Origin of the sequence: Actinomadura sp. 7K507 (assembly GCF_004348425.1) — a bacterium.
Taxonomy (GTDB): domain Bacteria; phylum Actinomycetota; class Actinomycetes; order Streptosporangiales; family Streptosporangiaceae; genus Spirillospora.
Genome location: NZ_SMKK01000002.1, coordinates 47,471 through 67,113, shown reverse-complemented (window position 1 = coordinate 67,113; position 19,643 = coordinate 47,471). Strand labels below are relative to the sequence as shown.

The following is a 19,643-nucleotide window of genomic DNA, read 5'->3' as shown; positions in this document are numbered from 1 at the left end:
ATGGCCGCCAGTGGAAGCAGCACGTACGAGGGATTCACGGCCGAGGAGCGGGCCGCGATGAAGGAGCACGCCCAGGACCAGAAGAAGGCGGCGCGCCGCTCCTCGCGCGAGGACAAGGCGGCGGAGGCCGCGCGGGACGTCCTCGCGAAGATCGCCGAGCTGGACGCCTCGGACAGGATCATGGCCGAGCGCGTCCACGCCGTCGTCACCGCCGCCGTCCCGGCCCTCGCGCCGAAGCTCTGGTACGGGATGCCCGCCTACGCGCTGGACGGCAAGAACGTCTGCTTCTTCCAGAGCGCCGCGAAGTTCAAGGCGCGCTACGCGACCCTCGGGTTCAACGACCCGGCGAAGCTGGACGACGGCCCGATGTGGGCGACCGCCTTCGCCCTGACCGAGGTGACGCCCGAGGTGGAGGAGCGGATCGCCGCGCTCGTGAAGCAGGCCGTGAGCTGAGCCGAGCGCGCTACCGGACGGCCATGGGCGCGAGGCCGAGCCCGGCGAGCGCGGCCTCACCGGCGGCGGCGTGCTCGCCCCCGGCGAGCACCAGCGTCCGCGCCGACTGGTAGCGGCAGCCCGCCGCGTCGAACGCCGCCGCGGCGGCGAGCTGCCGTGGCAGGTCCCCGTCGAGCAGCGCCTCCGCCCGGTCCACCTGGGCGGAGGCGACCGGGTTGCCGGCGACCATGGTCCGGGCGGCGCCGATGCGGTCGCGGGCGTCCGGGTGCCCGGCGAGCACCGCCGCCTCCGCCCTGAGCGCCGTGTACCAGTGCAGCCAGACCCAGCAGACCCACTTCCACACCCGGTCCGGCTCAGGCGCGACGCGTGCCAGCGCCGCGTCCACGTCCCCGTGATGGAGCTGGACCATGGCGTCGAAGACCGCGCCGTAACCCAGCCGGTGGTCCAGTTCGGGACCGGCCTCGTCGACGATCGCGAGCCAGGACGCCCGTTCGTCATGGCCGCCGCGCAGCCCGTGGATCATCGCGACCGACGCGGCGGCCGGGCCGAGAGAGCGCGTCCGCAGCCGGCCGCTCTGCTCCCACGCGTCGAGGAACCTCACGCTGCCCGTGAGCACCTCGCCGGCATCGCCGGTGAACGCGTCCGCGACCAGTAGCCAGGACGTGGCATGGTGGCCCGCCTCCACCAGCAGCGGCTGATCGGCGAGCCGCCTGCCCCACCGGCGGGCTTCGGGCAGCTCACCCACGCCGATGGCGGTTCCGGCGGCCATGGCGAGGGCGTCCATCAGCTCGTGCGTGCCGGCGGGCGTCGGCGGTACGGAGGCCAGGATGTCGATCCGGCGCCGGGCCGCCGCCGCTGCGGCGAACGGGTCACCGGCCCAGCTCTGCGCGCCGGACAGCGCGTCGAGCGCCGCGGACTCCGCCACCGGGTCGGCCGTACGCCGCGTGAGCTCGACCGCCCGCCCGGCGCACTCCACCGTCTCCCGCGCGGTGTTGTCCGGGTCTCCCTGGACGGCGCCGAACGCGTCCGCGACGACCGCCGCCTCGGCCAGCGCGACCGCCGCCTCCGCGTCCGGGGCACCGGCCGACAGCTCCCGCGCCTCCGCCAGCATGGCGGTCACCTCGTCCACCGGGGGCGTCTCGGCGAACGAACTGGAGAACCGGTAGGCGACGGTGGCCGCCGTCGCCAGGTCGCGGCCGGCGCCGGTGGCGTCCCCGGCCCGGCGAGCCGCCGCCGCGGCGGCACGGTGCAGCCGGAACATGTCGCCGTCGAGGCTGCGGCATCCGGCCACCGCGGCGGCCTGCCGCAGCGCCACGGCACCGCCGGCGTCGTCGGCGGCGAGCCGGGCCGCCTGCTCGAACCGCTCCTGGGCCTCGCCGAGCAGGTTGCGGGCGAAGGCCAGCTCGGCCATGACCACGGCGAGCCGGTGGGCGTCCGCGCGCTGGTCCGGCTCGTCGGCGGCCCAGGTGAGCGCGGCCCGGATGTCCTCCGCCGCAGCGTCGAACCGGGCGCGCCAGTCCGCGCCCCCGGTCGCGCCGAGGGCGGTCGCACTGGCCAGGGACCACCGCAGATGACGGGATCGGACGTCGGTCAGCGTGCCGGCGTCGGCGAGCCGCTCCGTCCCGTACTGGCGGATGGTCTCCAGCGCGTGGTACCGGGTGCCGGACGCAGCCGGTGTCACGGTGAGCAGGCTCTGCTCGGCGAGCCCGCCGAGCCCGTCGACGACCGCCGCCGGGTCCAGCAGGCCGAAGCCGGCGACCTCGATCGCCGCCTCGGCGGTGAACGGCGCGACGAACACCGACAGCCGGTGCAGCAGTCCCTGCTCCTCCGGCTCCAGCAGGTCATGGCTCCAGTCCAGGACCGCCCGCACCGACCGGTGCCGGTCGTCGGCGCGGCCGCCGCCGGTGAGGAACCGCAGCTGATCGGAGAGCCCGGCCGTGAGGCCGTCCAGTCCGAGCGTCGGCCACCGCGCCGCCGCCAGCTCGATCGCCAGCGCCATCCCGCCGAGCCGTTCGCAGATCGCGAGGACCCCCTCGCTCACCGCCGGGCCGGTCGGCCGGCCGGCCGATGCCGCCCGGTCCATGAACAGGGCCACCGCGTCCGACTCGTCCCCGCTGTCCAGGGACAGCGGCGGGACGGGGAAGACCCGCTCGAACGGCACCATCAGCCTGGCCCGGCTCGTCACGAGCACCCGCAACCGCGGGCAGGTCGCCAGCATGCGCTCCAGGCACGGCCCCGGACCGCCCCGCACATGCTCGCTGTTGTCCAGCACCAGCAGCGCCTCGCGATCCGCGAGCGCGGCCGGCACCACCTCGTCGATGTCGCGTCCGGGCTGCTCGCCCACTCCCACCGCCGCCGCGATCGCCGCCCCCACCCGGGCCGCCTCGCTGACCGGAACCAGGTCGACGAACCACGCCCCGTCCGCGAACTCTCCGGCGAGGTCCGCCGCCACCGCCAGCGCGAGGCGGGTCTTGCCGACGCCGCCCGGCCCCGTCACGGTCACCAGCCGCTGCGCCCGCACCGCCTCGGCCAGTTCCCCGCGCTCCCGCACCCGGCCGACGAACCCCGTCAACGGGGTCGGCAGGGCGGACGCCGCCTGCGACCGCTCGCCGCGGGCGTCCTCGACGGCGTGCCGGGCGAGCGCCCGCCGGTCCGGCAGCAGCAGCTTGCGCAGCAGCGACGAGACGTGCGACTCGACGGTGCGCACGGAGATGACCAGCCGCGCGGCGATCTCCGCGTTGCTGAGGTGCTCCCCGAGCAGCGCGAGCACTTCGGCCTCGCGGGCCGAGATTCCTGGACTGGACACCGGCCCATTATCGGTGGCGGTTTCCGTGGCGGGCACGGAGGAGTCCCGCGCCCCTCGGCGAGAGGCTGTGACCATGACCTCCGAGCCCCGATCTCGTGCCCAACGCCGTCACGACACCGAGCACCGCCTCACCCATGACGTCGACATCTGGGTGGCCACCGCCTCGGCGGACGGCACGCCGTACCTGGTGCCGCTGTCCTTCGACTGGGACGGGAGGAAGCTACTTGCGGCCACCCCGGCGGACAGCCCGACAGGCAGGAACCTGACCGCCACCGGGACCGTCCGCCTGGCCCTCGGCCACACCCGCGACGTCACCATGATCGACGGCGAGGTCGAAGTCCTGGACATCGATGCGCTGCCGAAGGAGCGCGGTGACCGGTTCGCCGAACAGACGGGCTTCGACCCGCGCGCCCAGGCCGCGCCGTACCGCTGGTTCCGCATCACCCCACGCCGCATCCAGGCCTGGCGCGAGGTGGACGAACTACCCGGCCGCGACCTGATGCGCGAGGGCCGCTGGATGCCTTGACCTCGCCGCCTTGAGACGCAGGTCATACGCAACCGATGTCACGTTCTGCCGAGCCGTTCTTGTCTTCGGGGTTGTCAGCATCCGAACGGCCAAGGAGACCACTATGGAAGCCCGTCTGGACGCCTACAGCAGCCCCGTCGCGGCCGATTACGTGAAGCACCTCGTCACGGCGAACGCGGCGCTGTCGCGCTCGACCCTGCCCGCCGCGACGCAGGAACTGGTGAAGATCCGCGCCAGCCAGATCAATGGCTGCGGTTACTGCACCGACATGCACACCAAGGACGCCGCGTACGCCGGGGAAACCTCGCAGCGGCTCAACCTGGTCGCGGCGTGGCGCGAGGCGACGGTCTTCACCGAGGCAGAGCGCGCCGCCCTGGAGCTGGCCGAACAGGGGACCCGCATCGCCGATGCCGCGGGCGGTGTCCCCGACGACGTCTGGGCGAGCGCCGCCAAGCACTACGACGAGGACCAGCTCATCGCCCTGGTGACTTTGATCGCCCTCATCAACGCCTTCAACCGCCTGAACATCATCATCCAGCAGCCGGCCGGGGACTACCAGCCCGGCCAGTGGAGCTGACCCGCACCCGGCGCCAGACCAGGGGCGGGACGAGCCACACCGTCCCGCCCCACCGTCCCGCACCACCGGGCGGCACCGTCTCAACTGTCGTCAGCGAGGGTCCGTACGGCGTCGAGGACTTCTCCGGCCGTCGGCATCGACTCGGGTGACATCAGGGACTGCAGGACGAAGCCGATGGTGAGGGCGTGCAGCACCGAGCCCAGGCCGCGGGCGTCGGCCGCCCCGACCGACGCGGCGTCCCGGCCCAGGATCATCGCGGCCAACTCGGTGCGGGCGCGTTCGGCGCCCTCGACGAACGGCCGGCGCACGTCCTCGCTGACCACGGCCTCCCCGTAGGCCTGGGCGCTCGCCCGCAGCAGGTCCCGCTCGTGTGGGACGGCCTCGAACAACGCGCGGAGCGCGGCCTCCAGCTTCTCGGCCGGGGTGTCGCCGCCGGCGCCGCGCACGGCCGCCTCGATCTTGTCGCCCCACTCGCTGCTGGCCTCCAGCACGGCGGTGTTCATCAGGTTGTCCTTCGAGCCGAAGTGGTAACCGATGGACGCCAGGTGCGCTCCGGAGGCGGCGGCGATGTCGCGTGCGGTGACGTGGCCGTAGCCCTTCTCCGCCAGGCAGGCCCGCGCCCCGGCCAGGAGGTCGTCGCGTTGTCCCATGGGCCCGATCCTAGCCAACTGGGACGTACGTACGTTTGACGCACGGATTTGTACGTACGTACGATCAACCCATGCAAGCCTCCACGCGCGCCTGGTGGGGCCTGGCGGTCCTGCTGCTGCCCGCCCTGCTGACCTCGATGGACCTGTCGATCCTGTTCGTCGCCGGACCGACACTGGCCGAGGAACTCGCCCCGACCTCGTCCCAGTGGCTGTGGATGATGGACATCTACGGCTTCGTCATGGCGGGCCTGCTCGTCACCATGGGCGGGCTGGGCGACCTGATCGGCCGCCGCCGGCTGCTGCTCGCGGGCGCACTGCTGTTCGGTGCGGCGTCGGCGCTGACCGCCTGGGCCAACACGCCCGAAATGCTCATCCTGGCCCGCGCCCTGCTCGGCATCGGCGGCGCCACCCTCGCCCCGTCCACGTTGTCCCTGATCCGGGGGATGTTCACCGACGAAGCCAAGCGGCGGACCGCGGTGGGCGCGTGGACGGTCGCGTTCACCGGCGGCTCGGTCGCCGGGCCGATCGTCGGCGGCGTCCTGCTGGAGCACTTCTGGTGGGGCTCGATCTTCCTGATCAACATCCCCGTCATGGCCGTGCTGCTGGTCGCGGCGCCGTTCCTCATCGAGGAGTCCCGGAACCCGGAACGCGCGGCGTTCGACCTGCCCGGGGCCGCCGCCTCGCTGGTCGCCGTCCTCGCCCTGGTCTTCACGATGAAGCAGGTCGCTGAGCACGGCCCCGACCGCACCGCCGCCCTGGCGGCCCTCCTGGGCCTGGCCGCCGGGACGGCGTTCGTGATCAGGCAGCGCAGGGCCGCGTACCCCCTCATCGACCTCGGCCTCTTCCGCCGCCCCGCGTTCAGCGCCGCCGTCGGCGCCAACACCGTGGCGGCCCTCGCGGCGGCGGGCCTGGGTGTGCTGGCGTTCACGTTCATGCAGTCCGTCCACGGCCTGACCCCCCTGGAGGCGGCACTGCACGCGCTGCCCACGTTCGCCGGGACGTTCGCGGGCGCGCTCCTGGCCACCGTTCTGGGCGCCACCCGGCTGCCGCCCGCCGCGCTGATCGCCTCCGGTCTCCTGGTCGCGGCCACCGGCTTCGCGTCCATCGCCACCCTGGACGCCGGCACGGGCGTGTGGGCGTTCGTCGGCGCCTACACGCTGCTCACCTTCGGGATCGGCGCCATCGGCACCACCGCCAACTCGCTGATCCTGACCACCGCCCCACCCGAACGGGCCGGGGTCGCCGCGGGCGTGTCCGAGACGAGCAACGAACTCGGCGCCGCCCTGGGCATCGCCGTCCTCGGCACGATCGCGAACGCCGCGTACCACTCCGATATGGCCGCGAACGCACCTGCCGGAACCGAACCGTCCGCGATGGACACCGTCGCGGGCGCCGCCGCCGCGGCCGAACAGATGCCCGCGGACGCCGCGGCGCACCTGCTGGCCGTGGCAGCCGCCGCCTACACCGAAGGCACCACAACGGCGGCACTGCTCAGCGCGACGACGATCGCTCTCGTCACCATCCCGATCACCCTCGCCCTCCGCACTCGAACCCGAACCCGCACCCGAACATGAGGCCAAGGGCGTCTCGTTCGCCTTAGAGGCCGGTGAGGATCTCGGTTCCGGTTGCCGTGACCAGGACCGTGTCGCAGAACGCGGCCGTCTTGGTCCGGTCCTTGGTGGCGACGTTCCAGCCCTCGGCGTCCGTCTCGATCTCGGGGCTGCCGAGCGTGAGCATGACCTGCACCGTGAAGATCATCCCTTCGGAGATCACCGTAACGGCGGCGGGGGCGTCATGTCCGGGAACGAAAGGGTCCTGATGGAGGTGCGCGCCGATGCCGTGCCCGCCGAAATCGCGGACGACGCCGTACCCGAAGCGCCGGGCGTACGACTCGATCACCCGGCCCACGACATTGATCTGGCGGCCCGGTCGGACGGCGGTCACCGCGCGGCGCAGCGCCTCCCGGCCACGCTCGACGAGCTGGACCGCCTCGCCGTCATCCTCGGCTCCCGGGACGACATGGCTGGTGGCGGCGGCGCTGTGCATGCCGTCGACGTTCCCGGCGAGGGCCAGCGTGACCAGGTCACCGGGCGCGAGCGTGCGGTCGTCGGGAAAGCCGTGGCAGACGACCTCGTTGACCGCGATGTCGCACGCCGCCGGAAATCCCCGATAGCCGAGGAAGGAGGGCCGCGCCGGGGCCAGGTGCTCCTGTGCGGCCGCGGAGATGTCCGCCAGAGTCGGACCGGACGCGGTCAGTCCGGCGGCCGACCTCTCCAGCGCCGTGGCGACGAGCGTCCCCGCCCGGCGTACGGCGTCCAGCCCGTCCTCAGCCTCCACCGCGTCCTCCAGAGTCGATGCGCTTCGGACGGGAACGTCCTGATCATTAGGACGGAGCGTCCCCGGCCCATGTTCCGATCTGACCGGAGACGGCCGTTCGGTGCTCGCCGCGACCCATGCTCCGCCTCCATGCCTTCGACCGGGTCAGCGCTCGCGATCTCCACGGATGGCGCGGTGCGGGTCCGACGCGCGGTGCGATGATGCGCCGATGATCGAAGTTCGCGGGGAGTGGGACGTCGTCTGGGCGCATTGGCGGCCCGCTGCTCGGCACGCGCTTCTGGAGCATCCCCTGCCGGTCGGAGCCGTGGTCGCCGGGACGGTCGAGGGGCGGCCGGTCGCAGTCACCGGGACCAATGACGGAGTCGTCCGGGTATGGGACCTGGCTGCCGAGCGGCCGGAAGGTGTGCCGATGCCCGGCCACAAGTTCCGGATCGGCGCGGCCGCGATCACCGTCCTGGAGGGCCGCCCCGTCGCGGTGACCTGCGGGCGCGACCGGACCCTCCGCATCTGGGACCTGCTGGAGCCCGGCGTGACCGCGCGAGTGGACGGCGAGGGCGCCTGGATGAGCGCGCTGGCCGTGGGCGAGGTGGACGGTCAGTGCTTTGCAGTGACCGGAGGCAGCAACGACGGCACCGTGCGGATCTGGGACCTGGCGGCCCGGCGCCCGGCCTGCGACCCGCTGGCGGGGCACTCGGGCTGGGTGAACGCGGTCGCGACGACCGGCCCGGTGGCGATCAGCGGCGGTTCCGACGACGGCACGATCCGGCGCTGGGACATGCGCACGGGGGAGCCCATCGGCGAGCCCGTCTCCGCTCACCCCAAGGGGGTCGCCGCACTGGTGGCCGGTGATCTGGACGGCACCGCCATCGCCGTCTCCACCGGTTATGCGGAGACGATCGCGCGTGTGTGGGACGTCGCGACCGGGCGGCCTGTCGAGGACGTCGAGCTCGACGGGGAACCGCACGCCATCGCCATGACCGATGTGGAAGGACGTCCCAGGCTCGTCATCGGCGTCGGGAAAGAAGGCCGCCTCCACGTGTGGGACCTGGCGGCGCGACGGTTCGAGGCAGGACCCCTGCCGGGCCCCGGTTCGAGGGTGAACGCCGTGGCGACGGCCGAACGCGACGGTGCGCTGATCGCTGTCACCAGCGGCGACGACGGAAAGGCCCGGGTCTGGGACATGGACGCGGATCGTCCCGGCCCGTCCGGAACCGATGGGTCAGCGGAGGGTCATCCCGGCGCGGTGAGTGCGGTGGCCTTGAGCACGTCCGGTGGCCTTCCGGTCGCCGTCACCGGCACTGCCACCGGAACCGTCCAAGTGTGGGACCTAGCCACGGGACAGGCGCTGGGAGACCCGCTCCCCGGCGGGGGCACGTGCCCTGTGGCGACCGTCGAGCCGATCGTGCTGGACGGTCACCCTGCCGTCGTAACTGGAGGCCGGGACCGGATGGTCCGCATCCGGGGCATCGGCGGCGCCGCCGGTACCTCGGTCGACCTGCGGGGAGTGGACGCGTTCGCCACCACCGTCCTGGACGGCCGTCTCATGCTCATCGCCGGGCGGCCGAACTTCACCACGCAGGTCTGGTCGCTGCACCCGGATCCGGCCATGCTGGGCACGCTCACCGGCCACACCGCCCGGGTGAAGGCGATCGCGGCGGGGCGCGCGAAAGGCCGCCCGATCGCCGTCACGCTCGGCCACGACTCGACCGTGCGGCTGTGGGACCTGCGGACCTTGGAACCGGCAGCGGCGCCGTTCAGCGCGGTCACCGGCGACGGGGGCTACATGAACGCGATGGCGATCGGTGAGCTGGACGGCCGCACCGTCCTGGCCGCGGGAAGCAGCGACGGCACCGTCGGGATGCGGGATCTGGCCACCGCGCTCCCCCTGGGCGACCCTGTGATCCGGCACGCCGGCATCGTGAACACCGTCGCCGTGGGCCGCCTCGCCGGACGCCAAGTCGTGGCCTCCGGCGCCGACGACGACACCGTACGGATCTGGGACCCGTCCGAAACGATGACCCGGACCCTCCGCCTCGGCTCCAAGGTCTCCGGCATCGCGATCACCGAGGACGGCACCCTGCTCATCGCGGCCTACGCGGGGATCGCCCACCTGCGTCCCACCTGAGCCGGAACCTCAGAACCCGGCCTCGGCGACCGGGAGCCGAAGACCACCTCGGCTACGTCGCGGCGGTGGCGAGGGTCCGCTGCGCCAGGCGGATTACGGCCGGGTCGATCAGGTGGCCCTTGGCGTCGAGGACGACGCCGGAGCCGGTCGCGGTTGCCGCCTCGTATCTTGCGAGGACGTCCTTGGCCTGGGCTATCTCTTCCGAGGTCGGGGTGAAGGCCTTGTGGACGACCGGGATTTGGGCGGGGTGGATGCAGGCTCGGCCTACGAAGCCCTGGCGGCGGACGCGGTCGGTGGAGGCCGCGAGGGCGTCGGGGTCGGAGGTGATGGTGGAGACCGGGCCGACCGGTGGGTGGAGGCCGGTGGCGGCGCTGGCCATTACGGTCATGGTGCGGGCGAACGCCAGTTCCGCCTCGTCCGGGCCGGGGTCGAGGCCGGCGTCGGCGGCGAGGTCGACCTCGCCGATCTGGAGGCGGTGGACCCTCGGCGCACGGGCGATGTCCCGGACGTCCAGAATCGCCCCCGCCGTTTCCAGCAGCGGCATCAGGTGGGTCGTCGCGTCTCCGAGGTCGGACAGGAGGGCGGCGACCGATGTGACCTGTGCGGCGTCCTCGGCCTTGGCTAGCACGAGACCGGTCAGCGCGGGCAGGCCGGCCAGGGCGCGGACGTCCTCGTGCGCGGCCTCGCCGCCGTTGATCCGCACCCAGAGTTCGGTGCCGCCGGTTTCCGGAGCCGAGCGGAGCCAGTCGGCGACCGTGCGTCGGGCCGTGTCCTTGGCGTCCGGTGGTACCGCGTCCTCCAGGTCGACGATGAGGGCGTCGGCGCCGCGGGTCAGGGCCTTGGCCAGCTTGTCGGGGGCGTTCGCCGGGACGTACAGGTAGCTGCGGGGCAGCCGTGCGGTCATCGGACGACCGTCTCGCCGCGCAGGAGGGACTTGGCGACGACCGTGCGCAGGACGTCGTTCGTGCCCTCGCCGATGCTCATCAGGATCGCGTCGCGGTAGAGCCGCTCGACCTCGTACTCGGTGGAGTAGCCGTAGCCGCCGTGGACCTTCATGGCCTCGATCGCGGCCTGGAGGGCGACCTCCGAGCAGAAGATCTTCGCCATGCCGGTCTGCCCGTCGGCGCGGCCCTGTCGGACGGCGTCCGCGGCGAAGTAGGCCATGAGGCGGGCGGCCTGGAGCTGGGTGGCGACGGTCGCGAGCTGGAGTTGGACGGCCTGGAAGTCGCCGATGGCCTGGCCGAACGCCTTGCGCTGCCCGGCGTAGGCGAGGGCCTCGTCGTAAGCGCGCTGGGCGATGCCGACCGAGCGGGCGGCGATGTTGACCCGGCCCCATTCGAGTGCGGAGAGGGCGTGCTGCATGCCCTTGCCTTCGACGCCGCCTAGCAGGTTCTCCTTCGGCACCCGGACGTTGTCCAGGACGATCTCGCAGGACTCCGTGCCCTTGTAGCCGAGCTTCGGGATGTCCTTGAGGATCTCGTAGCCCTCGGTGTCGGCGTCCACGAGCAGGATGCTCATGCCCTTGTGCGCGGGGGACACCGACGGGTCGGTCTTCACCAGCACGGGCAGCGGGTCCGCGTACCGGGCGTTGGTGATCCACATTTTGGACCCGTTGACGACGTAGTGGTCGCCGTCGAGGCGGGCCGTGGTGCGGATGCCCTGGAGGTCGGTGCCCGCGTCCGGCTCGGTGAGGCCGATGCCGGTGCGGCGCTTGCCGGTCGCGAGGTCCGGGAGGTACTTGCGCTTCTGCTCGTCGGTGCCGCGCATGGCGATCATGCGGCAGGCCAGCGAGTGGCTGCCGAGGATGCCGGCGATGCCCATCCAGCCGCGCGCGATCTCCTCGAAGACCAGCGCGAACGAGACGGGGTCGAGGTCGAGGCCGCCGTACTCCTCCGGGATCGTGATCCCGAACAGCCCCATGTCCGCCATGCCCTTGACGATCTCGGTGGGGTAGCGGCCGGTCTGCTCCCAGTCGCGCGCCACCGGGATGATCTCGTTGTCCACGAAGTCGCGCAGGACCGCGCGGAACTCGCGCTGGTCCTCGTTGAGCTGGAAATCCACTTAGCTGCCTTTCTCGGTCTCAGGGGACGGCGGTGTGAACACCGGGAGCGCCCGACCGTCGTCGAGGTCGACCCAGGCGACCCGAACCCTGTCGTCGATGCGCCAGTCGTCCGGTTCCCGGTCCTGGAGGCGGGTGAGGAGGACGACCCCCTCGTCCAGCCGGACGCGGGCGATGACGTACGGGACGGTGAGGTCCGGGCGCGGGGCGCGGTAGGCGATGCTGAAGGAGTCCACGACTCCCGCGCCGCCGGCGGTGACCCAGTCCAGTTCGTCCGACCCGCAGTGCACGCAGAGCGGGCGCGGCGGATGCTGGACGCCGGGCTGCCCCTCCCGGGCGCAGCGCGCACAGGTCTGGAGGACGAGCCGGTGCTCCCTGGTCGCCTCCCACCAGGGGCCGGTGACCTCGTCAGGTGCCGGGACGTCGGGCTTGAAGCCATCGGAGCCGGTCATCCGTCCACCCCCAGGACCACCGTCGCGTGCGTCGAAAGGATTCCGCCGGTGCCGTGGGCGACGGCGAGCCGCGCGTCCGGGATCTGCCGGTCCCCGGCGTCGCCGCGCAGCTGCTTCACCGCCTCGACGAGCAGGAGGATCCCGAACTGGCCCGGGTGGCAGTAGGACAGGCCGCCGCCCGAGGTGTTGAGCGGGAAGTCGCCGCCGGGCCTGATGCGCCCGCCGGCGATCCAGTCGAGGGCCTCGCCGCGCCCGCAGAAGCCGAGCCCTTCCAGCGTCAGCGCGACCGTGATCGTGAACGAGTCGTACACCTGCACGACGTCGATGTCGGAGGGGGAGACGCCGGCGCGGGCGAACGCGTCCGCGCCGGAGCCGACCGCGCCGGTGACGGTCAGGTCGGGTGCCGCGGTCATCGAGTTGTTGGTGGTCCGCTCGCCGTACCCGAGCACCTCGACGGGCGTGCGGCGCAGGTCCCGCGCCCGTTCGAGGGACGTCAGGACGATCGCGCCGCCGCCGTCGGTGACCAGGCAGCAGTCCAGCGCGGTGAGCGGGCTGGAGATCATCGCCGAGCCGGTCACGTCGCCGGCGGTGAGCGAGCCCTTGCCGTAGCGGAACGCGGCGGGGTTCAGCAGCGCCCATTCCCGCGCCGCCACGGCGATCTCGGCGAGCTGCTCGCGCGCCTTGCCGTAGGTGTGCAGGTACCGCTGCGCCGCCATCCCGTAGTACGACAGCGGGAACAGCGGCCCGTACGGCGTCTCGAACTGCGCCTCGGGCGTGTGGTCCTCGACCACCCCGCCGAGCGAGCGGGACCGCGCCGACCGCTGGTTGGACGCGAAGCTGATCACGATCGTCTCGGCCTGGCCCGCCTGGATGGCCTGCGCGGCGCGGGCCACGAACATCTCGAACGCGGAGCCGCCCGCGTACGTCGAGTCCGTCCAGCGCGGTTCGAGGCCGAGGTAGTCGGCGAGCTGGGTCGCCGAGAACCGCGACACCCCGGTGGTGGCGAGGCCGTCGACGTCGCGCAGGCCGAGGCCCGCGTCGTCCAGCGCCCGCGAGATCGCCTGCGCCTGGAGGCCGAGGATCGACCGGTTCGTCACGCCGAGGTCGCACTCGGCGGCGCCCGCGATGGCGACACCCGTGCTCATGGCTCCCCCGCCCCGCCGGGCCCGTCGGCGGTGCCGAGCAGGACGCGGGCGCGGGCCGGCGCGACGGCGACGCGGTCGGTCTCGCCGTCGTCGCCGACGACGACCACCCGCAGGTCGAGGTCGAGGTATCCGTCGCCGGCCTCGGTGACGGTCCCCTCGCAGCGGACGGTCTCCTCGGCGAACACCAGCGCCTTGAAGTTGAAGTCCAGCGTGCGGACGAAGCACTGCGGGCCGAGCCAGTCCTGGATCTGCTCGACCAGCAGCGCGCCGAACACCTGGCCGTCCACGACCAGGCCGGGCAGGTTGGACGCCTTGACGAACTCGGTGTCGTAGTGGAGCCGGTACCAGTCCCAGGTGGCGCCCGCGTAGGCGATCATGTCCGGGAGCCCGATCCGGCGTTCCAGCGGAGGCACGGCCTGGCCGACCTCATGCACGGCCTGAGCGGTCATGAGCCCGCCTCCAGCGATACGAAAATGATCGTCTCCTCGTTCTCCGCGAGCTTCTCGCCGTCCTGCTGGGTGTAGGTCGCCCGCGACGTGATGATCAGCATCTCCGCGCCCGCCCGGTTCGTCTTGCCTGCCACGTCGGTGATCTCCCACGTGGCGGTGACGATGTCGGACGGCAGGATCCGGCGGTGGAAGACGTAGCGGTTGCCGCCGCGCACCTTCCGCGTCCCGGGGATCTCGATGCCCCAGTTGTGGCCCGCGTCGCCGTCCGGCCCGATCGGCAGGTTGGCGTACTGGTTGGTCTCGCAGATCAGGGTCGGCGGCGCGGTCACGTCGGCCAGGCCCTGCGCCCGCGCGTACTCGGGGTCGGAGTACAGCGGGTTGTGGTCGCCGATCGCGATGCCGAAGTACCGTCCGGCGGCGGCGCCCATCGGCTCGGGCGCGGTGTAGACCTTGGTCCGCCCGGCCAGCGCCCGGATCTCGTCGGTGAGCAGCGTCATGACGCCGCCCCCGTGGTGGGGTTCGACGTGGTGGGGCTCGCCGTGGTCGGGGCGCCTTCCGGGTACAGCGCGGTCGGGAAGACCTCCAGGAGGAACTCCGGACGCAGCAGGCCCTTGCAGATCGCCCCGGTCGAGGCGGGCCACGGCGGTGACAGCAGCCGCTCCCGGACGGGCGCGACCGCGCGGTAGTCGCGCAGCGCCGACTCGACGCAGAACTCGATGGTCGACAGCAGGTCCGCCGGGCCGAGGCCCGCGTGCTTCAGCAGGTGCAGGATGGCCCCGTAGGTCGCCTCGGCCTGTGCCCCGATGTCGTCCGGGTGCAGTGCCTTCTGGGTCTCCATGTCGAGCGCCGCGAACCCCGACATGAACAGCGTCCGTCCGGCCCGGACGCCCGGCGCGTAGGTCAGCGTGTCGTACCGGGACCAGCCGGGGTTGACCAGTTCGAGGGGGTGCCGGGATGCGGTGACGTCGATCGCGACGAGCGCGCCGGGACGGTGCAGCCGGCTCACCAGGATGCCGCCCGCGCCCGGGTACACGCCCGCGCCGCCGAGCCGCTCCTTCCGGACGCGGTGGGTCTTGCGGTAGACCTCCCGGGTGTCCGGCGTGGAGTAGTCGTAGGTCGTCACCGCGTTGTCGAGCGACAGGCCCGCTTTCCGGAGCAGCACGTCCGCCTGGTCGAGGCAGTAGGCGTACTGGCCGGCGAAGTCGCCGGGGCTGACGACGTCGCCCGACGCGTCGACGGGCACCATGGTCGGCAGGTGGACGGTGCCGTCGTGGCCTTCGCGGACGGGTGAGGGCACCCAGGTCCCGGCCTCGCGCCGCTCGCTCGCCGCGAGCAGCTCGGAGCCGCCGCCCCGCACGGCGTGCATCTCGACCTCCAGCAGCGCGGCGGAGCGGACGAGCCGTTCCACGACCACGGTCGTCACCGTGGGCTCGTGCGCGCCGAAGACCTCCTTGCGGATCGCCGCCGCGGCCTCGTAGTCGACCATCCCGGCGACCGTGACGTTCTCGGTCACGTGCACGACGTCATCGGGGCCGTACCCGGCCGCCTCGATGATCGTCATGACCTTCTTGTAGGCGGTGCGGGCCTGCTCGGTCATCGTGCCCGAGACCGTCATCTTCCCGACCGCCGCGTCGTGCGCGGCGGCGGTGTGCCCGGACGACCACGCGCCGCCGTCCTCGGACAGTCCGAGGCAGAACGTGAACCCCTCGTAGGGGAACCACGGGAACTCGGCGGGCTTGATCGCTTGCAGTGTCATTCCTTCTCCTGCGCGCTGGGGGTGAGCTGGGCGAGCCGCGCGGCGGCCCGCATGACGGTGGCGGCGTCCTGCTGGTCGCCGAGCGTCTCGACGGTGCGGGCGAACGCCTCGGCGTCGGTGGCCGGGACGCCCGCGTTGCCCTCGAACTTGGCGATGAGCGCCGCGCGGCCGAGCGGGCGGTCGCCGCCGCCCTCGCTGCGCGGCACCGAGCCGGCCACCTCGCGGCCGTCGTCGAGCGTGATCGTGACCTGGCCGGGCGCGTCGGCGGCGACGACGCCGGGGGAGCCGGTGACGTCCCAGCTGACGCGGGCGGCGAGCCGGGTCACCTCGGGGCGGGCGATCGAGTCCGGCTCGAAGGTCTCCAGGCTCAGGCCCCGGTCGGTGATCAGCGCGGCGACCGTCCACGGCAGCGAGAACTTCGCCGCGTACGGGCTCGCGGGGCGGGTCAGGTCGCGCGAGGTGTCGCACACGACCGGCGCCGAATCCGGGTGGACCTTGGCGTGGACGCTGATGACCTCGTCGGCGCCGAATCCCTCGCGCGCCATCGCGTCCAGGACCGCGCCGATCGTGGCGTGCGAGAGCTGGCACGCCGCGTACGGCTTGATCCCGATCCGGGTGGTCTCCCAGCGCTCGCCCAGGCCGTCCACGATGGACGCGGGCTCGGCCGGGTTCGCGGAGAGGGTGTCGAACACGCCGTGCGGGCCGTCGAAGACGGTCTCCGGCCCGGTCGCCCCGGCCGCCGCCAGCCGCGCCGCGACGATCCCGGACTGCGACGCGAACCCGGGATGGAGCTGCTTGGTCGACGCCCCGGTGCCGAGGAAGGCGAGCAGGCCGCCCGCCTGGCTGCCCGCGATGCCGAGCGCGTTCGCGGCCCGCCTCGCGTCCAGCCCGAGCAGCCGGGCGCTGACCAGCGCGGACGAGAAGACCCCGGCGACCATGGTCGCGTGCAGGCCGCGCGCGTGGAAGCCGTGCGGCGCGGCGGCCGCGACCCGGCAGGCCGTCTCGTACCCGGCGACCGCCGCCGTCAGGATCTCCCGTCCCGAGGCGCCGGTCTGCTGCCCGACGGCGAACGCGGCGGGCAGCACGACCGCGGTCGCGTGCACCAGCCCGCCCGCGTGCGTGTCGTCGAAGTCGAGCGCGTGGACGAGCGTGCCGTTCGCGAGGGCGGCGGCGGGCGCCGACAGCCGCTCCCCGCCGCCGAGCACGCCGGCCTCGGGCGGGCCGCCGAGGCCGCGCGCCACCTCGATCGCGGGCGCCGCCGCCCCCGTCCGGAGGGCGCCGAGCGCGGTGCCGAAACCGTCCAGCAGGTGCCGGGTCGCGGCGGCGCTCACCGGCCCGGGAACCTCGGCGAGGCCGAGGGCCCAGGCGGCCAGCTCCCGTGCGATCATCGCGACGCCGCCTCCGGTTCGGTGTCGGCGGCCTTCCCGTCCGGTGCGGGCTTGGCCGCGGGCGGCTCGACGTCGCCGAACGCTCCCCCGTCCCGCAGCTCGGCCACCGTGGCGTCGTCATACCCGGCGATCTCGCGGACCACCAGGTCGAAGTCCTCGTTGCGGAGCGGCGCCCGGCGGTACTCCGGCTGCTCGGAACCCACCCGGACCGGCGAGGCGAGCTGCTCCACCGTCCCGAAACGCGGGTGCTCGGTCGTGACCCGGAGCCCGCGCGCCTTGGTGTGCTCCTCCTTCATGGCCTGCTCGACGTCGTTGATCGGGCCGCAGGGGATGGACGCGGCGTACAGCTGCTCCAGCCACTCGTCCACGGTCCGCTGCCGGAAGATGTCCTCGAGGAGGGGGATCAGCGTGTCCTTGTTGCGGGCCCGGTCGGCGAACGATCCGTACCCGGACCCGGCCTCGGCCCACTCGGGGTGGCCGACGACGGACGCCAGCCGCGTCCAGAACTTCTCCTTCGCGCAGCCGACGATGAACCAGCCGTCGCTCGCCCCGAACGCCTGGAACGGCACCAGCGACGGGTGCGCCGAGTGGCTCGTGCGCTCCGGGGTGAACCCGGCGTTCAGGTGCCAGGTCGCCGGGTAGGTCAGCAGCCCGATCGCGGTGTCGTACAGGCTGACGTCGCAGTCCATCCCGACGCCGTCGCGGCGCGCCGCGTGCAGCCCGGCCAGCAGGGAGATCGCCGCGACGAACCCGCCGGAGTAGTCGACCAGCGACAGCCCCGACTTGGTGGGCGGGCCGTCCGGCTCGCCGGTCAGGTCCATCCACCCGGCGAGGCCCTGCAGCACGTAGTCGTAGCCCGGCTCCTTGCTGCGCGGCCCGTTCATCCCGAACCCGGTGAGCGAGCAGCACACGATCGCCGGGTTCAGGTGCTTCAGGTCGTCGTAGGTGATGCCGATCTTCTTAGGGACGTCGCCGCGCAGGTTGGAGTACACGACGTCGGACACCTTCACCAGGTCCTCGAAGACCCGGCGGCCCCCCTCGGTCGACAGGTCGAGGGACAGGCTGCGCTTGTTGCGGTTGAACGTCTCGAAGAACAGCGAGTCCTCGTCCTCGCCGTACGGGGGGACGTAGCGGCCGACGTCGCCGCCCGACCGGGGCTCCTCGATCTTGATCACCTCGGCGCCGAGGTCGGCGAGGTGCACGCTGCCGAACGGGCCGGCGCCGTACTGCTCGACGGCGATGATGCGGACGTCTTCGAGAGGTTTCAAGCGGAGCTCCCTGTGAGGTCTGGCAGCAGCGACAGGAGCTCGTCCTGGGCCGCGCGGGTCTCGGTGGCGCTGAGACCGTGGGTCGGCGGGCTGAGCTTCACCGAGTCGGCGAGGCCCTCGTAGGCGGCGATGCGCTCGGCGACCTCGTCGCGCCCGCCCGCCATCGTCAGCGCGTCGATCATCTCGGGGGAGACCGTCTCGGCGAGGTGCTCGGCCCCCGTGCCGTTGCGGAACGCGGCGATGACGGCCTGCTGCTGCTCCGCCAGCCCGTGGAAGGCGAAGAAGTCGGCGTAGGTGCGCACGCTGGCGTAGAAGCCGACGAGCCCGGACACGCGGCGCAGCGCGGTTGCGCGGTCGTCGGAGACCGAGCAGCAGGCGGACACGACGACGTCGACGTCCTCGCGCCGCTTGCCCTCGGCGCGGGAGATGCCGGTCTCCAGCTCGGGCATGATCTGCTCGGCGAGGTAGCGGGGGGAGCACAGCTCGTGGCTGATCCAGCCGTCGCCGATCGTCCCGGCGAGGCGGGTCATGGCCGGGCCCATCGCGGCGATGTAGACGGGGATGTCGGCGCGGCGCACCGGGAAGGGACGCTGGTAGCCGCGGATCCTCATCGGCTCCTCGTCGCCCGGCAGGTCGATCGGGTCGCCGGTCGTGCACGTCGCCCAGAACTCGCGGACGTTGCGCACGGTCTCGCGCAAGTGCGTGACGGGCTTGCCGAACGGGACGTTGTGCCAGTCCTCGTTGAGCCGCTGGACGCCCGTCCCGAGGCCGAGGATGAACCGCCCCTCGGACATGTCGTCCAGGTCCAGCGCCTCCAGCGCGGTGATCATGGGGCTGCGGGTGAACGCGAGCGCGATCCCGGTGCCGATCCGTGCCCGCTCGGTGGCGGCGGCGAGCGCGGCGGCGGTGACCGTGGCGCTGCGGTGCAGCTCGGGCACCCAGATGACCTCGGCGCCGCCGGCCTCCGCGCGGCGGGCCGCGTCGGTCAGCTCCGCGAGCGTCTCCCCCCAGGGGGCGAACGTGATCCTCATGCGCGGCCTTCCTCGGCTTCGAGGCTGAGCGGCTTCTTCGCCTCGGGGAACAGGTCGTCCAGCGGCTCGGCGCCCTGCTTGTAGACCAGGAAGCTGCGGCGGAACGTGCAGACCTCGTCGCCGTCCTGGTTGAGGGTGCGGGTGCGGATGGTGACGATGCCGGCGTGCGGGCGGCTCGACGACTCGCGCTTGTCCAGCACGAGCGACTCGCTGAACAGGGTGTCGCCGGCGAAGACCGGGTGGGACATCCTGATGTCCTCCCAGCCGAGGTTGGCGAACGCATTTTGGGTGGTGTCGATGACGCTCTGCCCGACCGCGATCGCGACGGTCAGGGTGGACACGACCAGCGGCCTGCCGAACTCGGACTTCGCGGCGTACTCGCCGTTGAAGTGCATCTGGTTCGTGTTCATCGTCAGGAGCGTGAACCAGGTGTTGTCGCTCTCGGTGACCGTGCGCCCGAGGGGATGCCGGTAGACGTCGCCCACCTGGAAGTCCTCGTAGAACCGTCCCTTCCACCCGTCCTTGAGCGTCATGGCCGTCCTCTCGCATCGCATCGCATCGTTAAAGTCAGACATATCGATACTAGGGTAAGTCCAGGGCTGGTGTCCAAGACGGATGACC

Annotated in this window: 19 protein-coding genes; 5 read left to right on the top strand and 14 right to left on the bottom strand. The window is 72.7% G+C overall.

Annotated features, from left to right (window positions below):
• Positions 1-453, top strand: coding sequence for a DUF1801 domain-containing protein (locus E1285_RS00975; protein WP_132146601.1), 453 nt, complete (start codon positions 1-3; stop codon positions 451-453).
• A 10-nt stretch (positions 454-463) separates the two neighbouring features.
• On the opposite strand, the gene E1285_RS00970 is transcribed toward E1285_RS00975, so the two are convergent.
• Positions 464-3,259: a LuxR C-terminal-related transcriptional regulator gene (locus E1285_RS00970; RefSeq protein WP_132146598.1), complete on the bottom strand. Its 2,796-nt coding sequence runs from the start codon at positions 3,257-3,259 to the stop codon at positions 464-466.
• Between the two features lie 73 nt (positions 3,260-3,332).
• Here E1285_RS00970 and E1285_RS00965 point away from each other — a divergent pair, with 73 nt between their 5' ends.
• Positions 3,333-3,785 carry a pyridoxamine 5'-phosphate oxidase family protein gene (locus E1285_RS00965; protein ID WP_132146595.1) on the top strand — a complete coding sequence of 151 codons (453 nt, stop codon included), beginning with the start codon at positions 3,333-3,335 and terminating at the stop codon, positions 3,783-3,785.
• 103 nt (positions 3,786-3,888) lie between these two features.
• Positions 3,889-4,362, top strand: a complete 474-nt coding sequence (locus E1285_RS00960) for a carboxymuconolactone decarboxylase family protein (RefSeq protein ID WP_132146592.1) — start codon at positions 3,889-3,891, stop codon at positions 4,360-4,362.
• An 80-nt stretch (positions 4,363-4,442) separates the two neighbouring features.
• Here the strand turns inward: E1285_RS00960 and E1285_RS00955 are convergent, their stop codons facing one another.
• Positions 4,443-5,012 carry a TetR/AcrR family transcriptional regulator gene (locus tag E1285_RS00955; RefSeq protein ID WP_132146589.1) on the bottom strand — a complete coding sequence of 190 codons (570 nt, stop codon included), beginning with the start codon at positions 5,010-5,012 and terminating at the stop codon, positions 4,443-4,445.
• A gap of 71 nt (positions 5,013-5,083) precedes the next feature.
• On the opposite strand from E1285_RS00955, the gene E1285_RS00950 reads away from it, so the two are divergent.
• Positions 5,084-6,586: an MFS transporter gene (locus tag E1285_RS00950; protein ID WP_132146586.1), complete on the top strand. Its 1,503-nt coding sequence runs from the start codon at positions 5,084-5,086 to the stop codon at positions 6,584-6,586.
• Between the two features lie 22 nt (positions 6,587-6,608).
• Here E1285_RS00950 and map read toward each other — a convergent pair whose 3' ends face one another.
• Positions 6,609-7,349, bottom strand: a complete 741-nt coding sequence (gene map / locus E1285_RS00945) for a type I methionyl aminopeptidase (RefSeq protein ID WP_165966408.1) — start codon at positions 7,347-7,349, stop codon at positions 6,609-6,611.
• 208 nt (positions 7,350-7,557) lie between these two features.
• Between map and E1285_RS00940 the strand changes: the two genes are divergently transcribed.
• Positions 7,558-9,474 (top strand): WD40 repeat domain-containing protein, encoded by a 1,917-nt coding sequence (locus E1285_RS00940; protein ID WP_165966407.1) that lies wholly within the window; start codon positions 7,558-7,560, stop codon positions 9,472-9,474.
• 52 nt (positions 9,475-9,526) lie between these two features.
• On the opposite strand, the gene E1285_RS00935 is transcribed toward E1285_RS00940, so the two are convergent.
• The 11 genes from E1285_RS00935 to E1285_RS00885 are packed head-to-tail and all read right to left on the bottom strand — an operon-like array spanning position 9,527 to position 19,555.
• Positions 9,527-10,378: a CoA ester lyase gene (locus tag E1285_RS00935; protein ID WP_132146577.1), complete on the bottom strand. Its 852-nt coding sequence runs from the start codon at positions 10,376-10,378 to the stop codon at positions 9,527-9,529.
• Complete coding sequence (locus tag E1285_RS00930; protein ID WP_132146574.1) at positions 10,375-11,535, bottom strand: acyl-CoA dehydrogenase family protein; 1,161 nt, start codon at positions 11,533-11,535, stop codon at positions 10,375-10,377. The genes E1285_RS00935 and E1285_RS00930 overlap by 4 nt, the downstream gene beginning before the upstream one ends.
• A complete protein-coding gene (locus E1285_RS00925) occupies positions 11,536-11,985 on the bottom strand; it encodes an OB-fold domain-containing protein (protein ID WP_132146571.1) in 450 nt (149 codons plus the stop codon).
• On the bottom strand, positions 11,982-13,130 hold the full coding sequence (locus tag E1285_RS00920; protein ID WP_132146568.1) for an acetyl-CoA acetyltransferase: 1,149 nt from the start codon (positions 13,128-13,130) through the stop codon (positions 11,982-11,984). Before E1285_RS00920 ends, E1285_RS00925 begins: the two co-directional genes overlap by 4 nt.
• Positions 13,127-13,579: a MaoC/PaaZ C-terminal domain-containing protein gene (locus E1285_RS00915; RefSeq protein WP_132146565.1), complete on the bottom strand. Its 453-nt coding sequence runs from the start codon at positions 13,577-13,579 to the stop codon at positions 13,127-13,129. The genes E1285_RS00920 and E1285_RS00915 overlap by 4 nt, the downstream gene beginning before the upstream one ends.
• Positions 13,576-14,076 (bottom strand): MaoC family dehydratase N-terminal domain-containing protein, encoded by a 501-nt coding sequence (locus E1285_RS00910; RefSeq protein ID WP_132146562.1) that lies wholly within the window; start codon positions 14,074-14,076, stop codon positions 13,576-13,578. Before E1285_RS00910 ends, E1285_RS00915 begins: the two co-directional genes overlap by 4 nt.
• Positions 14,073-15,335: a RidA family protein gene (locus E1285_RS00905; protein ID WP_132146559.1), complete on the bottom strand. Its 1,263-nt coding sequence runs from the start codon at positions 15,333-15,335 to the stop codon at positions 14,073-14,075. Before E1285_RS00905 ends, E1285_RS00910 begins: the two co-directional genes overlap by 4 nt.
• Positions 15,332-16,723 carry an MmgE/PrpD family protein gene (locus E1285_RS00900; RefSeq protein WP_132146556.1) on the bottom strand — a complete coding sequence of 464 codons (1,392 nt, stop codon included), beginning with the start codon at positions 16,721-16,723 and terminating at the stop codon, positions 15,332-15,334. The genes E1285_RS00905 and E1285_RS00900 overlap by 4 nt, the downstream gene beginning before the upstream one ends.
• Positions 16,720-17,991 (bottom strand): CoA transferase, encoded by a 1,272-nt coding sequence (locus E1285_RS00895; protein ID WP_132146553.1) that lies wholly within the window; start codon positions 17,989-17,991, stop codon positions 16,720-16,722. Before E1285_RS00895 ends, E1285_RS00900 begins: the two co-directional genes overlap by 4 nt.
• Positions 17,988-19,022 (bottom strand): LLM class flavin-dependent oxidoreductase, encoded by a 1,035-nt coding sequence (locus E1285_RS00890; RefSeq protein ID WP_132146550.1) that lies wholly within the window; start codon positions 19,020-19,022, stop codon positions 17,988-17,990. The genes E1285_RS00895 and E1285_RS00890 overlap by 4 nt, the downstream gene beginning before the upstream one ends.
• Positions 19,019-19,555 carry a MaoC family dehydratase gene (locus E1285_RS00885; RefSeq protein WP_132146547.1) on the bottom strand — a complete coding sequence of 179 codons (537 nt, stop codon included), beginning with the start codon at positions 19,553-19,555 and terminating at the stop codon, positions 19,019-19,021. Before E1285_RS00885 ends, E1285_RS00890 begins: the two co-directional genes overlap by 4 nt.
• Positions 19,556-19,643 lie beyond the last annotated feature (88 nt).